Source organism: Janthinobacterium sp. GW823-FHT03B06 (assembly GCF_058796955.1).
In genome coordinates, this window is sequence record NZ_JBXAJE010000002.1 from 653,280 (window position 1) to 669,533 (window position 16,254).

General features: G+C 62.9%; 11 protein-coding genes. 4 read left to right on the top strand and 7 right to left on the bottom strand.

Features of this window, described 5'->3' with window-relative positions; genetic code table 11:
* Positions 1–34 precede the first annotated feature (34 nt).
* On the top strand, positions 35–2,497 hold the full coding sequence (locus AC1RBA_RS08910; RefSeq protein ID WP_492417715.1) for a tetratricopeptide repeat protein: 2,463 nt from the start codon (positions 35–37) through the stop codon (positions 2,495–2,497).
* Here the strand turns inward: AC1RBA_RS08910 and AC1RBA_RS08915 are convergent.
* From AC1RBA_RS08915 to AC1RBA_RS08930, 4 genes are read right to left on the bottom strand one after another with little or no spacing between them, the layout of a single operon-like run.
* The gene (locus tag AC1RBA_RS08915) at positions 2,494–3,141 is read right to left on the bottom strand and encodes an FABP family protein (protein WP_070221060.1); all 648 of its coding nucleotides are present in this window, start codon (positions 3,139–3,141) and stop codon (positions 2,494–2,496) included. The two genes, AC1RBA_RS08910 and AC1RBA_RS08915, sit on opposite strands and share 4 nt — an antisense overlap.
* 56 nt (positions 3,142–3,197) lie before the next feature.
* Positions 3,198–3,602 (bottom strand): hypothetical protein, encoded by a 405-nt coding sequence (locus tag AC1RBA_RS08920; RefSeq protein WP_492417717.1) that lies wholly within the window; start codon positions 3,600–3,602, stop codon positions 3,198–3,200.
* A 2-nt stretch (positions 3,603–3,604) separates the two neighbouring features.
* The gene (gene map, locus AC1RBA_RS08925; RefSeq protein WP_070260327.1) at positions 3,605–4,408 is read right to left on the bottom strand and encodes a type I methionyl aminopeptidase; all 804 of its coding nucleotides are present in this window, start codon (positions 4,406–4,408) and stop codon (positions 3,605–3,607) included.
* Positions 4,409–4,431: 23 nt separating this feature from the next.
* Positions 4,432–5,031, bottom strand: a complete 600-nt coding sequence (locus AC1RBA_RS08930) for a TetR/AcrR family transcriptional regulator (RefSeq protein WP_070312844.1) — start codon at positions 5,029–5,031, stop codon at positions 4,432–4,434.
* A gap of 113 nt (positions 5,032–5,144) precedes the next feature.
* Between AC1RBA_RS08930 and AC1RBA_RS08935 the strand changes: the two genes are divergently transcribed.
* Together AC1RBA_RS08935 and AC1RBA_RS08940 are read left to right on the top strand one after the other, a co-directional pair.
* A complete protein-coding gene (locus AC1RBA_RS08935) occupies positions 5,145–6,659 on the top strand; it encodes an AMP nucleosidase (protein WP_070221052.1) in 1,515 nt (504 codons plus the stop codon).
* A gap of 432 nt (positions 6,660–7,091) precedes the next feature.
* Positions 7,092–9,614 (top strand): TonB-dependent receptor, encoded by a 2,523-nt coding sequence (locus AC1RBA_RS08940; protein WP_070221050.1) that lies wholly within the window; start codon positions 7,092–7,094, stop codon positions 9,612–9,614.
* Positions 9,615–9,713: 99 nt separating this feature from the next.
* Here the strand turns inward: AC1RBA_RS08940 and AC1RBA_RS08945 are convergent, their stop codons facing one another.
* The 3 genes from AC1RBA_RS08945 to AC1RBA_RS08955 all read right to left on the bottom strand — a co-directional run bounded on the left by AC1RBA_RS08945 (position 9,714) and on the right by AC1RBA_RS08955 (position 13,566).
* Complete coding sequence (locus AC1RBA_RS08945) at positions 9,714–10,682, bottom strand: IS1595 family transposase (protein ID WP_492417719.1); 969 nt, start codon at positions 10,680–10,682, stop codon at positions 9,714–9,716.
* Between the two features lie 140 nt (positions 10,683–10,822).
* Entirely contained in the window at positions 10,823–11,293 is a 471-nt protein-coding gene (locus tag AC1RBA_RS08950; protein WP_070221406.1) for a cyanophycin metabolism-associated DUF1854 family protein, read from the bottom strand.
* Between the two features lie 2 nt (positions 11,294–11,295).
* Positions 11,296–13,566, bottom strand: a complete 2,271-nt coding sequence (locus AC1RBA_RS08955; protein WP_492417721.1) for a cyanophycin metabolism-associated ABC transporter — start codon at positions 13,564–13,566, stop codon at positions 11,296–11,298.
* A gap of 467 nt (positions 13,567–14,033) precedes the next feature.
* On the opposite strand from AC1RBA_RS08955, the gene AC1RBA_RS08960 reads away from it, so the two are divergent.
* The gene (locus tag AC1RBA_RS08960) at positions 14,034–16,211 is read left to right on the top strand and encodes a cyanophycin synthetase (protein ID WP_230505725.1); all 2,178 of its coding nucleotides are present in this window, start codon (positions 14,034–14,036) and stop codon (positions 16,209–16,211) included.
* Positions 16,212–16,254 lie beyond the last annotated feature (43 nt).

Below are 16,254 nucleotides of genomic sequence, written 5' to 3' on the forward strand. Positions count from 1 at the left end.
TTCAAACATCTTTCCAGAGAGCAAAAGGACGCGCATGAACCCCAGCACCGACACGGCCCATGAAACCCCAGGCAGCGAGGATACGCCGCAGGTGACAGAGACGGCCGTGGCGGCGCCAGCGCCCGTCACGCTCGGCAAGGAAGACATCCCCACCGTATTGGGCAAGCTGCGCACCCTGGTGCAGGACAAGACGCGTTTCGAGCCGCACGACATCACGCCGCTGGGCGAGGAAGACGTGCTGCAGGATTTTTCCCTGCAAGCCAATTACGCGCTCGAAGCGCGCTTCGAACAGCGCGTGATCAACGGCTATTTCACGCCCTCGGGCAATGACTGCCGCTGTGGCTCCCACGAGGTGGGAGCGCTCGCTCACGCGCAGGAGAAGGAGCGGCTGCGCCGCGCGGCGGGCAAGCTCGACAATGCCTTGCGCCAGGCGGGCCAGGCCTACAACGCCATCGAAACGGGCGCCTACCTGCCGCACGCCGTCAAGTACTGGCACCTCGATACGTGCGTCCCCTGTTCGGGCAAAGGCCGCATCGGCTGCCACACCTGCCACGGCGCGACGACGGAAACATGCTGGAACTGCCACGGCGGGCGCACCGTCAGCTGCGACGCTTACGGCTGCTACGGCAGCGGCAAGGTGTCGTGCTCGTATTGCAGCGGCAGCGGCACGGTGGCCGAGCAAGTCACCGATTACATCACGGTGCAAGTACCCACTACCACCTACAGCAACGGCAGCTCGCACACGAGCTACCACAGCGAAACGCGCACGCAATACCGCACCGAGCATCGCAATTGCTACCATTGCAGCTACGGCAAGGTCACGTGCAACACCTGCCACGGTTCCGGCAACATCAATTGCGGCACTTGCCGCGCCAACGGCAAGGTCACTTGCCGCACCTGCAGCGGCGTGGGCGACCTGCGCTGCAACCCGTGCGACGGCTCCGGCAAGGTGGGCACGGCGGCCTGGGTCGACGTGCACGTGACGCCCGGCTACAGCGTCAGCCTGCCCAAGCAGGCGCCCGACGACGCGCGCCGCATCCGCGACAAGGAGAGCGTGCACTCACTGGCGGCCATTGCCAGCAGCCTGGCCCTGGCAAAAGTGAGCATTTACAATGAAGACCAGCCGCAGGAAGTCGACGCCCTGTATGCGGCCAAGCTGCGCATCGTGCGCCTGGACGCATCGTGCAACGCAGAAAAACACCACCTGGTGGCGTACGGCACGGACTTGCGCTGGCTGACCCTTGACCACATCGTGGAAAAGCTGCTGCGCGGCGACCTCAAGGCGCTCAGCGATGCGCTGGCCGGCAGCGCCGACGACGGCCTGTTCTCGGCCCACGTGCAGGGGCTATTGACGCCGCTGCGCGACGTGGCCGCCTCGGAGCTGAATGCGGACGTGATCGAGTCTGTCCTCAGCGGCGACGCGGACCACGCCCACGTCGATGTCGTCTCCGCCGACTATGCCAACAATGTGCGCACCTGCGTGCTCGGCGCCCTGCGCCAGGTCTACACGCGGCTGGCCAAGCAATTCTGGTGGAAAAGCGCGCTGGCCGCGCTGGCCGCCGCCATCGCCGCCTGGTTCTTCGCCGGGCGCGGCGCGGCCGCCATCGCCGGCTTGCTCATCACGGGCGCCGGCTACTGGCTGTTCAACCGCAAGGTGAAAAGCGTGCTGAGCGAAGCGCTGGGCGGCCAGCAGCAGGCCGAACGCGCCATGGGCATCGCCGGCAAGGGACGCCGCAACCAGCTGGCGCAAGTGCTGATCCTCGCGCCCGCCAGCGTCGCCGTGCTGGCCGCCAGCTATGGCTTGCCCGTGCGCGTGCGTCCGGCTGCGCCGCCGCAGCAAACGGCCATGGCCTCGGCACCCGTCGCGCCCCATGCACCGGCCGCCGTGCCGCTGGACGCAAGCAGCGCCAGGGCCGTCAAGCTGTACGAAAATGGCGACAAGGCACAGGCGCTGGCCATGCTGGAAAGCCTGGTCGGCAAGGGCGACGCGGGCGCGTATGGTCTGTATGGCTGGATGCTGCTGATGGGCGAAGGCAAGCCCGGCCCCGTCACGGCGCCGACGGCGCAGCAGCGCGAAGCGCGCCAGCGGGCCGCCAAGCCCCTGGTCGGCAAGGGCCTGCTGAAGAACGACAGTTATGCGCTGACGGCGAAGGGCGTGATGCTGGCCGAAGGCTGGCAGGAACCGCGCAACATGGCGCGCGGGCTCGACCTGCTGAAACAGGCGGCGAACAAGGGCAATGCGCAAGCCATGCACTTATTGGGCCTGTACCACGTGCGCGGCTACCAGATTCCCGTCAACCACAAGGAAGCGCGCAAATGGTTCACCCTGGCCGCCGACAAGGGCAGCGCAGGCGACATCTACAACCTGGGACTGATGGACTGGGAAGGCGCCGGATTGAAACGCCCGGACCGCGCCAGCGCCATGCAGCGCTGGAAAATCGCGGCCGCCATGGGCGAGGAACGCGCGATCAAGGCCGTCGCCCAGGGACAGCCTTAAGCGGCTGCCGCCAGCGCCTGCAAGGCCATCGGGTTCGGCGTGGGCTCACCGATTTTCGTCAGCAGGTTGCGGTCCGTGTGGTGGAACGGCTCATCCTTGCCGCGAATGAGCATGACCGTGTCTTCATCGTAGCCCCAGGTGCCGTCGGCGTGGATATCGACCTTGATCCGGTATTCGACGGTGGTAAATGCGTGTTCGAGGAAAGGGTTCGAACAGATGCCGTAGGCCGTCGAATCGCGCTTGGCCACCAGTTCGAAACTGGTGGCGTCCGCCGTCGTCGTGCCCGACGCCATGGCGATCTGGCCGCGCGGGATGGCCAGGGTCTGGATCACGGCGCCCGTGGCCGGCTCCCACAGCCAGTAGCCCACCTGCTCATGATAGGTTTTCACTTGATCCGGCTTGGTGATGTGGATGTAGTAGCGCAAGCCGTAGAACAGCTGCGGGCCGTTGGTGACGGGGTCGATCGGCTGCAGCTCGATGCGCTCGACGAAGGCCTGCTTGCGCGGACCGTCCGCTTTCGGCTTGACGTCCAGGCCGCGCGTGCCCGTCCAGATGCCGGCCATGCCGGTCAGGGGCCCCAGGTTGTTCAGGGTATGCACGTCGGCGGACGGCTCGGTGTAGATATCTTCGGGAAAATCGCTCATGCGGAAGTCTTCAAAATGGGGCAACAGTGCTTGCCGCCATTGTAAGACGCAGGCCGCTATCTGGGAAAGAGCGCGATGTGGCGTTCGATGAACAGCAAGGCCGCTGCCGCCAGCGCAGGGCGCTGCGTTTCGAACACGGCCGCATCGCGCGTTTGCAGCAGATTGGCTGCCGCCTCGGGCAGGCCCAATTCGCCGGCGACGAACGCCGCCACCGCGTCGATATTCGCGTACAGGGCGCTGTCGAAGCCTTCCCAGTCCACGTAGGCCAGCCACTCGGCCAGGGTCAGCACTTGGGCGACGGGCGGCGCCAGGGCTGCGATGCGTTCAGAACGCAGCACGCTGTCGTCGCGGATGCCTTCCTGCTGCAGGACGGCCAGCGCCACCTGCTGCAGCGCGTCTTCGGGATCGTGCCGGTATTTGTTCAGCAGGCGCTGCGTCAGGCTGGTACTGGCCGCATCCATGCTCAGACCAGCGGCTCGGTCGAACCGGTCAGGGTAAAGATCTCAAAGCCCGTTTCCGTCACGGCCAGCGAATGCTCGAACTGCGCCGACAGCGAACGGTCTTTCGTCACCGTCGTCCATTTGTCGGGCAAGACCTTGACCTGGTAGCTGCCCACGTTGAGCATCGGTTCGATCGTAAAGATCATGCCTGGTTCGAGCACGATGCCCGTGCCGGCGCGGCCGTAGTGCAGCACTTGCGGCGTGTCGTGGAAGACCTGGCCCACGCCATGGCCGCAGAAGTCGCGCACGGAGGAAAAGCCCTGTGCCTTGGCCACCGCCTCGATGGCGGCGCCCACGTCGCCCAGGGTCGCGCCCGGACGCACGGTGTGGATGCCGGCCATCATGGCGTCATACGCCGTGTTGACGAGGCGGTTGGCCAGGATGGACACGGCGCCCACCTTGAAGGTGCGGCTGGTATCGCCGAACCAGCCGTTGAATTTCGGGGTCACGTCGATGTTCAGGATGTCGCCCACTTTCAGGATCTTGGTCTCGGACGGGATGCCGTGCGTGACGACGTGATTGACGGAGATGCAGCTGGCGTGCTTGTAGCCGTGGTAGTCGATGGTGCCGGGGATGGCGCCGGCGGCGCGCATGAATTCCTCGCACAGGGCGTCGAGCTTGGCCGTCGACACGCCCGGTTTGACGAAAGGCGCGATGTAGTCGAGCGTGTCGGCGGCGATGCGGCCGGCCGCGCGCATGCCGATAAAACCTTCTTCGTCGTGCAGCGGGATTTTCTTGCCGTGTTCTAGCTGGGTGGAATAGCGCATGGGGATTCTTTTCTTTGTCTTTGTCAGTGTGTGATGGTTTGGGTCGCCCAGCCGCGCACGGCGTCGTGCGAGGCGCGCAGCATGGCGTCGACGCTGGCCGGTATCGGCCTCTCCTGGGTCAGGTAAGGCTTGACGACCGCCACGGGGGCGTCGATCAGCACGAATTTGAGCAGCATGTGATCGAGGTCAAGCTCCGTGGTGGCCGGCATGGCTTCGGCGCAGCGCACAAAGCAGGCATCGAGCGCCGCCTGCTCCTCTTCCACGGCGGCCAGCAACTCCTCGCTGAGGCCACCGCTGAAATCGGGGCTGTCCGCGCATTGCAGCAGGAAGCGCGCATACACGGGCTTGCGCCGGCACCAGTCCAGCAGACCGTGCACGCCGGCCCAGGTGTCGCCGCCGAGCCAGCGGCTGGCCACTTCCTCGCGGAAGTCGCTTTTCACGCGCAGCCAGGCGCGCGCCAGGATGGCGTTGCGCGAATCGAAGCGGTGATACACGGAGCCGATGGGCGCACCGGCCTTGACGGCGATGGCGGCCATCGACACGGCGCCCACGCCGCACTGGGCGGCGACGGCGATCGCGCTGTCGATGAAGTTGTTTTCGTTGAATTTGGCAAGTCTGACCATTCAAATAGAATACAGATTCTATTTGAATCCGTCAAGCGCCCCCGACATGCGCCAACATGAGTTGCCGCGCTGCCTTACAATGGTATGCACGAACCGCTACAAGGAGAATCCGCTTGCTTACGCCCCCCTTCATCGCCTCCTCCCGCTTCGACGATCCACGCCTGGCGTTGGAACAGGTGCAAGCCATCTACCGCAGCAGCATCGAACACTTGCGCGACGCGCTGCAGCGCTTTGTCGCCGGCGAAGACATGCACGAACGGGTGCGCGCCTGCTACCCCTTCGTGCGCATCCAGACCGACACCGTGGCGCGCGCCGACTCGCCGCTGGCCTACGGTTTTGTCGCCGGTCCCGGCGTGTTCGAGACCACGCTGACGCGCCCCGACCTGTTCGGCGATTACTATCTCGACCAGTTCACGCTGCTGCTGAAAAACCATAACAGCGGCCAGAAAGTCCACCTGGAAGTGGGCGTCAGCGCCCAGCCCATCCCCGTGCATTTCTCGTTCGCCGAGCATGACCATATCGAAGGCAATATGGATGCGGGCCGCCGCCTGGCCATGCGCGACCTGTTCGACCTGCCCGACCTGTCGGCCATGGACGACGGCATCGCCAACGGCACGCACGAACCGGCGCACGGCGAAGCGCAGCCCCTGTCGCTGTTCACGGGACCGCGCGTCGACTATTCGCTGCAGCGCCTGCGCCATTACAGCGGCACCTCGCCGCAGCATTTCCAGAACTTCGTCCTGTTTACCAATTACCAGTTCTACATCGATGAATTCATCCGCCTGGGCCACGCCATGATGGACCGCGCGCCCGATGCGGCCGCGCCATCGGACGACGACGGCTACGTCGCCTTTGTCGAACCGGGCAACGTGGTCACGCGCCGGGTCGGCCAGACGGTCGAAAGCGAGGATGCGCTGGGCGCCGCCCCGCCGCGCCTGCCGCAGATGCCCGCCTACCACCTGCTGCGCGCGGACGGCAGCGGCATCACCATGGTCAATATCGGTGTCGGTCCGGCCAACGCGAAGACCATCACCGACCATATCGCCGTGCTGCGCCCGCACGCCTGGCTGATGCTCGGCCATTGCGCGGGCCTGCGCACCACGCAAAGCCTGGGCGACTACGTGCTGGCGCACGCGTATGTGCGCGAAGACCACGTGCTCGACGAAGACTTGCCGCTGTGGGTGCCGATCCCGCCGCTGGCGGAAATCCAGCAGGCGCTGCAAACGGCGGTGGCGGAGATCACCCAGCTCACGGGGCATGACTTGAAACACATCATGCGCACGGGGACCGTGGCCAGCACGGACAACCGCAACTGGGAACTGCTGCCGCAGCGCACGCCGGAGCGCCGCTTCAGCCAGAGCCGCGCCATCGCGCTGGACATGGAAAGCGCGACGATCGCCGCCAACGGTTTCCGCTTCCGCGTGCCGTACGGCACATTGCTGTGCGTGAGCGACAAGCCGCTGCACGGCGAAATCAAGCTGCCCGGCATGGCCAACCACTTCTACCGCGAACGGGTCGACCAGCATCTGCGCATCGGCATCCGCGCCGTGGAACTGCTGCGCCGCCAGGGCGTGGACCGGCTGCACAGCCGAAAATTGCGCAGTTTTGCGGAAGTGGCGTTTCAATAAGCGCGCTTCCCCGTCATGCCAGCCGCCCTCCAAGGGCGGCTTTTTTTTGCCCGTGGCGCTGGCGCAATGCGGCAGGCAATCGTCGCAACGACACTATAAAACGTCACAAAAAAACAACAGATGTCTAGATCGGCATTACAAAAAAACAAAACTATCCACGCTTTTTTTGCCAACGGGAAAATTAAATTTATTTAACAATTGAAATTTAATGATTTCCTGCCATACACAAATCAAATTCATCCAGCGTCGTTCTTCGAAGAGAGAATCCATACGCAAAAAGCAGAGCCGTCTTGACAGCCCAAGGCGAAAAATGGTCTGATGAATTGTAAATTTAAGCTGCTAAATTTATAAACATGGTAATTTTGAAAATACTTTCAAATAGCTAAATAAAAACCCTAAGGAAACTAAAGTTTCCTAGTTGGAGGATGGACAATGATTGAAAAGAAATTAAGCAAATCCTTGCGCATGATGTTTGCCGGCACTTTGGTCATGAGCGCAGGCTTCATGCACCAGGCCGCTCAAGCGCAGGAAGCCAAGGCTGACGAGAAATTGCAGCGCGTGGTCGTCACCGGTTCCGCCATCAAGCGCGTGGATGCCGAAACGGCCGCACCGGTGGAGATTTACACCAAAAAAGATATCGAGCGCACGGGCGCCACCAGCGTTGCCGAATTGGTCAAGAATCTGGCCTCGATCGACATCAATGATCAAGGCGAGCTGAGCGCCAACTCGCCTTCCGGTTCCGGCACCACCAACATCAAGATGCGCGGCTTGAGCGAACGCAACGTGCTGATCCTCTTGAACGGCCGCCGCCTGCCAACCAATGCGCTGGCTGACGGTTCGGGCGCGGGCGCCGCGGTCGACGTCAACGCTATCCCGCTGAGCGCGCTGGAACGCATTGAAATCCTGAAGGACGGCGGATCCGCCATTTATGGCGCCGATGCGGTGGCCGGCGTGATGAACTTCATCACCAAAAAGAACTACCAGGGCCTGGAAGCGAAGACCAGCTATGGTCAAAGCTCGCGCTCGGACGCCAAGGAAAAGACGGCCAACCTCGTGTACGGTTTTGGCGACTACGACACCCAGGGCTTCAACGTACTGGCCACGGTCGACGTGTTCAAGCGCGATCCGATCTACCGCAAGGACCGCGACCTGACCCGTTCGGCCGACTTCCGCCGCTTTGGCGGCCCGGATGGCCGCAGCGGCTTCCATCCTAGCGGCAATATCGCCGGCGGCGGCACCCTGGTGCCATGCCCACCGGACGATTTGAGCAACGGCTCCTGCCGTTTCGACGTCAACAAGACCTTGCTGACCTCGACCAACGGCGCCGACCGCGTCAGCGGCATGCTGATCGGCAGCCTGAAAATCAGCGACAACATCCGCGCGTTCGCGGAATTTACCTATTCCGAAAGCAAGGATGACTTCGAAGCCCAGGCTGCTCCGGGCAACTTCGTAGTCAATGGCAAGACCGTTGCCGGCCGCTTTATGCAAATGGGTCCTCGCAAGACCAACCGCAAGGGCACAATGACCCAGTTCTCGACGGGCCTGGAAGGCACGACGCGCGGCATCGACTGGGACGTCGCCATCGGCAAGGGCGTAAGCAAGGCCACCAACCGCGATTCGAACTACGCACATTACGATCTGTTCAACGAAGCGATCGAGAATGGTTCGATCGACCCGACCCGCACCGACAACCCGCAAGCCGCCGTCGACAAGATTCGCCTGACGCCTACGCGCGCCGGCAAATCGGAACTGACCTTCTTCAACGCCAAGGCCTCGGCGCCGATCATGGACCTGGCTGGCGGTGCGATGGCCTACGCCGTCGGCGTGTCGTACAACAAGGAAACGCTGAGCGACCAGCCCGACCAGAACCAGATCGATGGCCTGGTCTTCGGCAGCATCCAGCAGGCTGCCGTGAAGGCGGACCGCAATTCCAAGGGCATCTTCGGCGAACTGTCGATTCCCTTCCTGAAAAACGTCGAAGCTCAGGTCGCCTTGCGCTATGACGACATCTCGAATGTCGGCAGCAAGACCAGCCCGAAACTGGCGTTGCGCTACCAGCCGCTGAACAACCTGATGTTCCGCGGTTCGTATGCAGGCAGCTACCTGGCGCCATCGCTGAAACAGATGTATGGCGGCGTCGATGCCGGTGCCTATACGACGAACGACAAGGAAATCTGCAATGCCTTCCCTTCGATTTCCGGCAATTGCACCAACTTCTCCTACTACCAGGTCTCCGGCTCCAACAAGGACTTGAAACCTGAAACGGGCAAGACCTATAACCTGGGCGTGGTGTTCTCGCCAGTGAACTCGCTGACGGTCAGCATCGATTACTTCAAGATCGACAAGAAGAACGAGATCGGTACCCTGACGGAAACCAAGGCGATCGAGCGCGGCAACGTCGAAATCAAGAATGGCGACGCGCGCATCCTGCTGAACAACCAGAACCTGGCTACCACCGAAGTACGCGGTTTCGATACGGACGTACGCTACACCTCGCCGCAAACGATGTTCGGCAAGTTCACGATCCGCAATGCGTCCACCGTCTACACCCGCATGGAAACGCAGGATACGGAAACGGATCCGGTGCAAAGCACGCTGAAGACGTTCATGAACCCGAAATACCGCAACACGTTTACTGCGAGCCTGGAAAAGGACAATATGTCCGGCTCCCTGGTCATTCGCACGACGGGCGACATGATCGACTCTGACAAGCGCCGCGAAGAAATCAAGCCGGGCACCCGCACGATTCCTTCGCACACGGAAGTCGATCTGACGGGCCAGTACGTGGCGATGCAAAACCTGACCTTCACGGCCGGCATCAAGAACCTGTTCGACAAAATGCCACCGTTTAGCGCAATGGGCGCGGGTAACCAGTACGGCACCCTGGGCTTTGCTCAGCTGTACAACGTGCGCGGCCGTTACTTCTACATCGGCGCAGGCTACAAGTTCATGTAATGTAGCGCAATCCCCGGCAGCCTGAAACGGGCTGCCGGTACTGCCCCCGAAAGCCGCACGAGAGTGCGGCTTTTTTCATGCCCAGCAGACGAAAAAAAGCTATGTCACCGTCAAATGTGGGAACTCGCCCAATGTTGCCTTCAATAATGTTTCTGGGGAGCGGATGCGCCCGGCGTCCAGTATCCAGCGCCAGCCCAGGTAATTCGGCAGGTAGCGCGTCGCCACGCCGTGAAAGGGGCGTAGCCAGCCGCGCAAGCGGCTGTGATACGCGTTGACGTTCTGCACGTGGGCGGCGCCCTGCACGCGGATGCCGGCACGCACATTGACGGCCTGGTGACTGATGCCCGCTTCACGCGCGAAGGCGCGATAGGCAGCGTGGCCGTCGGTCATCAGCAAGATGTCCTTGTCGATCACCGGCGGCAGGCAGGCATGCAGCTGCGCCTTGGTCAGCGCCCCTTTTCCCGCGACGAAATCGCGGGTTTGTCCCGTGCGGTCGCGCGCCACCAGGATGCAGACTTGTTCACTGGAAATGCCGTGCTTGCGGGCATGGCCGCCACGGCGGCGCGCCGGACGGGTCAGATGCCGCGCGCCCTTTTCCGATTCCAGCACATACAGCTCGTCCGCTTCGGCGATGCCATGCAGGCAATGGGGCCGGTCCGTCTTGGCCAGGCTTAAAAACCGGTGGCGCCAGCGAAAGGCGGTGTTGCGGTGCACGCCCAGCTGGCTTGCTGCCTTGCGCACGGAAGCCGATTCGAGCAGGCAGTTGGCGTAGTCGAGCCACAAGGTCTTGTGGCGCAAGCGGGCCAGCGGTGTGCCGGTGAGCGCATTGAAGGTGCGCCCGCACGGCACGCAACGGTAGCGCTGCAGTCCGTGCGCATGACCGTGCCGATGCGCATGGCTGCTGTTGCAGGCGGGACAGTGCAACCGCTGCCGGGCCACGCTTTCGATCAGTGCCACGGCGGCGTTCTGCGATCCTGCCCCGCGCAGCAGAGCAGTGCTCGCCAAACGCTGGCGACGGCTCAGTGCGGCGAACTGGGCGATGAAGGTTTTCCATTCGGCTGGCTGCATGGAAGGCTCCCGTTTGTCTGCGATGCACAGTCAGACAGCCGGGGCTGGGGAAGATTCCTTGAGTTCCCCTATTTGTCGGGGACAGAGCCTAAAAAAAAACCGCTGCAGGCAGCGGTTTTCAGGTAACTCCAACGCTTACCTTACAGGAAGCGGTCGAGTATCTTGCGCGTCGTCTTGTCGATATTAAACATGTCGCGTATCAAAAAGTGGATGCCGTGGTTGTCGGCGATCAAGAGCGACGCGGCACCGATGCGGCGGATGTCTTCCTCGCCTTTCAGCACGAATTGCGTCTCGCCCCGGTCCGTGTCGACATGCCAGGTGCATGGCGTGGCGAAGCTGGAGACGCTTTTCACGCGCGCGATCTCGGGCATGAATTCGCGTCCTTCCAGCTCTTCCTGCAGCAGGCTGCGCGCCGGCTCCGGCATGGCGTCGAGGCGGTCGATCCACGCCACTTCCTTGCCGTTGCCCAGCACCAGCGAAATGCCTTCGTCCGGCGACTGGATGGGGAAGGCGCGCACGGGCGCCACGCCTTCAAAGACCTGGCCGTCCGCGTCCGTCATCACCAGCTTGCCGAAAGGGTCGCGGCTTAATGTAAAAGTTGTACTGGCCATGCTTATTCCTTGTCATCCAGGGCGAGTTCGTTGTTGCGCGCCTGTGCTTCGTAGAGGCGGAAATAGGCGCCCTCTTTCGCCATCAGTTCATCGTGACTGCCCACTTCGACGACCTGGCCACGGTCCAGCACCACCAGACGGTCGGCCCGGTGCAGGGTCGACAGCCTGTGCGCGATGGCGATCGTCGTGCGGCCCTGCACCAGATTGTCGAGCGCCTTCTGGATCTCTTTTTCCGTTTCCGAATCGACCGACGATGTCGCTTCATCCATGATCAGGATGCGCGGGTCGATCAGCAGGGCGCGGGCGATCGAGATGCGCTGGCGTTCGCCGCCGGACAAGCCCTGGCCACGTTCGCCCACCATCGAATCGTAGCCTTGCGGCAGGCGCAAGATGAATTCGTGCGCATGCGCGGCGCGCGCGGCGGCGATGATCTCCTGGCGCGTCGCGTGCGGCTTGCCGTAGGCGATATTTTCCGCGATGGTGCCGAAGAACAGGAACGGTTCCTGCAGCACCAGGCCGATATTGCGGCGGTAGTCGGACACGGCGAACGAACGGATGTCGACGCCGTCGAGCAAAATCGCCCCTTCCGACACGTCGTAGAAACGGCAGATCAGGTTGACCAGCGTGCTCTTGCCCGAACCGCTGTGGCCCACCAGGCCGATCATCTCGCCCGCCTTGATGTTCAGGGTGATGCCGCGGTTGACGGCGCGGTTGCCATAACGGAAACCGACTTCGCGCAAATCGATCCTGCCTTCGATCTTCTCCAGTTTCACGGGCTGCGCCGGTTCCGGCACGCTCGACACGTGGTCGAGGATGTCGAAGATGCGCTTGGCGGCGGACGCCGATTTCTGCGTCACGGAGACGATGCGGCTCATGGAATCGAGGCGGCCATAAAAACGCGTGCTGTAGGCGATGAAGGCGGTCAGCACGCCGACGGTGATTTCGCCGCGCGACAGTTGCCAGATGCCGAAGCACCAGATGACCAATAAGCCCATCTCAGTCAGGAAGGAAACCGTCGGCGAGAACAGCGACCAGACCTTGTTCAACTTGTCGTTGACGGCCAGGTTGTGCGCGTTGGCGTCGCGGAAGCGGGCCGCTTCGCGCTTTTCCTGCGCAAACGCTTTGACGACTCGAATGCCGGGGATGGTATCGGCCAGCACGTTGGTCACTTCGCTCCACACGCGGTCGATCTTTTCAAAGCCCGTGCGCAAACGGTCGCGCACCAGGTGGATCATCCACGCGATGAAGGGCAGCGGCGCCAGCGTCATGATGGCCAGCCACGGATTCATCGACCACAGGATCACGCCCGTCATGATGATCATCAGCACGTCGGAAGCGAAATCGAGCAGGTGCAGCGAGAGGAAGACGCAGATGCGGTCGCTGCCGCTGCCGATGCGCGCCATCAGGTCGCCCGTGCGCTTGCCGCCGAAAAATTCCAGCGACAGCTTCATCAGGTGTTCATACGTGGCCGAGCGCAAGTCGGCGCCCATGCGTTCGGACACCAGGGCCAGCACATAGGTCTTGCCCCAGCCCAGCAGCCAGGCCAGCAGGGCCGAACCGAGCAAGCCGCTCATGTAGTACACCACCAGCCACGGATCGATATGCTTGCCGTTCTGATACGGAATCAGCACATTGTCCATCAGCGGCGCCGTCAGGTAGGGCGGAATCATGTGCGCGGCCGTGGAGAGCAGCATCAGCATGAAGCCCAGGGCCAGCTGGCCACGGTAGGGATGGGCGAAACGCCACAGGCGGAACAGGGTCCAGGTCGATGGCGGCGTATGCAGCACCTTGGCGCAGATCGGACATTCTTCCTGCTCCGGCTCCAGAGGCGCCTTGCAGCTGGGACACACTTCCTGCTCCGCTTCCAGCACGGGCTGGCCCGTCAGGTGGCTGTCGAGGCGCTCGACGAACTGTTCCAGCACGCGGATCGCATGCAGATTCTGGCCCAGGGTAAAACGCCACGACGCCAGGCGGCCGTGGTCGTCGAACAATTCCAGGAGGCCGACGCCGGCGTGGTCGTGGTGCGTCAGGCGCAGTCCATGGCGGAAAGACCAACTTTTCCAGGTGGTATCGCCCGGGGAACGGGCCAGTAAACGCTTCTCTGTGACAACAATTATGCCTTTTGTGAAACGTAATCGCGCATCGAGGTCAACCTCAACGCTACTTAAAACGTTCTCCCCTGGAGAAAGCTTGCTTTCCACTTCCGCCAGCCAGTGTTCCGGCAGCGAGGTAAGGGGAATAGTTGTTGCAGGAACACTCAGTTCAGTTGTCATCGTAAAGCATACTCCGGCTCGAGGCCAAGCCCTTCAGGGCGGGATTTGGGGGATGGGGCAGACGCCCGATCAATGTTTGTGTATTGCGCGATGGCGAGGTAGATGCACCAGTGGCAATTTCCTGTATTGTATCGAATGGATGCCTGCAGGTAATGAATGATGGCAAAACGGAGCAAAAAAATGCGCGGCCATCGTACAGGGGCAAGTATACAACAGCCCGCTGTTGCGCAAATGCTCCAGCTTAGCCCGGAGTCGGTAACTTTATAACAAGTATGGCAACAATTAGTAACAATTAGAATGACAACACCAGCAGAATACGAGAAGCAAACGCGACAAGAGGCCGCTAAAAGTGGCACACTGCGCATACCCGGGATAAAGAACCAAGCACGAGCCTGAAAAGACTCTGTAAAGCCAACATAAAGTATCTGGCGCCCAGACGCCTGGCTTGTTATCAAGAAACCACTTACATGATCAAGAAGAAGAACATCGAATTCGTCCGCGTCACCCACTTGCGCGGCCCCAACATCTGGACTTACCGCCCGGTGATTGAAGCCTGGGTCGACATCGGCGAACTGGAAGACTATCCATCGAATACCCTGCCCGGCCTGTACGAGCGCCTGGTGGCGTGGCTGCCCGGCATGATCGAGCACCGCTGCGGCGTGGGCGAACGGGGCGGCTTTTTCGAGCGCCTGCGCGAAGGCACATGGTCGGCTCACATCCTCGAACACGTGGTGCTGGAACTGCAAAACCTGGCCGGCATGCGCACGGGCTTCGGCCAGACGCGCTCGACCAGCCAGCGCGGCGTCTACAAGATGGCCTTCCGCACGCGCGAAGAGCACGTGGGCCGCGCCGCCCTGGCCGCCGCGCGCGAACTGCTGATGGCCGCCATCAATGATGAAGCCTACGACCTGGAAGCGGCCCTGGCGCCGCTGCGCGACATGGTCGACTCGCGCTGCCTGGGCCCGAGCACGGCGAGCATCGTCGATGCGGCCACCGAGCGCCGCATCCCTTCCTTGCGCCTGAACGACGGCAACCTGGTGCAGCTGGGCCACGGCGCCGCGCAGCGCCGCATCTGGACGGCCGAAACAGACCGCACCAGCGCGATTGCCGAAGGCATCGCCAGCGACAAGGATCTGACCAAATTCCTGCTCAAATCGTGCGGCGTGCGCGTGCCCGAAGGCAGCCTGGTGCGCAGCGCCGAAGCGGCCTGGGAAGAAGCGCAGGACATCGGCGTGCCCGTCGTCGTCAAGCCGTATGACGGCAACCATGGCCGCGGCGTGTCGCTGAACCTGATGACCGAAAGCGACGTCAAGGCCGCCTATGAACTGGCCGCGCGCAAGGGCGACAGCTCCGCCGTGCTGGTGGAAAGCTTCATCACGGGCGACGAACACCGTCTGCTCGTCGTCGGCAACAAGCTGATCGCGGCCGCCAAGGGCGAATCCTTGTGGGTCGACGGCGATGGCACTTCCAGCGTGCTGGAACTGGTGAACACGCAGATCAATATCGATCCGCGCCGCGGCGAAGGCGAAGATTTCCCGCTCGGCACCGTCAAGCCGCATGAATCGGGCGAGATCATCCTCGAACTGCAGCGCCAGGGCATGACCGCCCTGTCCGTGCCGCAGGCGGGCCAGAAAGTGCTGATCCAGCCGAACGGCAACGTGGCCATCGACGTCACGGACGACGTGCACCCGTCCGTCGTGCATGCGGCCCTGCTGGCCGCGCGCGTGGTCGGCCTCGATATCGCCGGCATCGACCTGGTCACCACCGACATCACGCGTCCGCTGGAAGAGCAGCGCGGCGCCATCATCGAAGTCAATGCCAGCCCCGGCCTGCTGGCGCACATCAAGCCAGGCGTGGGCCAGCCCCGCCCTGTCGGCGCGGCCATCGTCGACCACCTGTTCGCGGCCGAGGAAACGGGCCGCATTCCGCTGATCGGCGTGACGGGCACGCGCGGCACCAGCCTGATCGTGCGCATGCTGTGCAAACTGCTCAATCTGTCGGGCCTGCATACGGGCGCCGTCTGCAGCGAAGGCATGTATCTGGACCAGCGCCGCGTCGTCAGCAGCGATTGCGTGAACTGGGACGCGGGCCAGCGCCTGCTGCTCAACCGCACCGTGCAGACGGCCCTGTTCGAGAGCAATCCGCGCATGATCCTGGCCGAAGGCCTGGCCTACGACAAGTGCCAGATCGGCGTCGTCACGGACATGGGCAGCCTCGATAGCGTCAAGGATTTCGACGTGCTGGACGAAGCGGGCCTGTACAAGGCCGTGCGCAGCCAGGTCGACGTGGTCGTGCCGACGGGCGTGGCCGTGCTCAACGCCGCCAACGCGCACGTGCTGGAACTGGCCGAACTGTGCGACGGCACGGTGACCCTGTATGCGCAGGATGGCAGCTTGCCCGCCATTGCGGCGCAACTGGCCGCCGGCCAGCGCGCCGTATTCGTGCGCGGCAACCACATCGTGCTGGCCGAAGGCGGCATCGAAACGGTCCTGCTGTGCCTGGACCTGCTGAAACCGGCCACGGCCGGCAATGTCGACAGCGTGCTGGCCGTGGCCGCCGCCGCCTGGGCCCTGAACCTGCCCGTCGACCTGATTTGCGCGGGCCTGCGCACCTTCGATGCGGCCCCCGGCTGCATCGGGAACTAAGGCAAAGCAGCACTCAAGCCCGGCTACGGCCGGGCCCACAAGA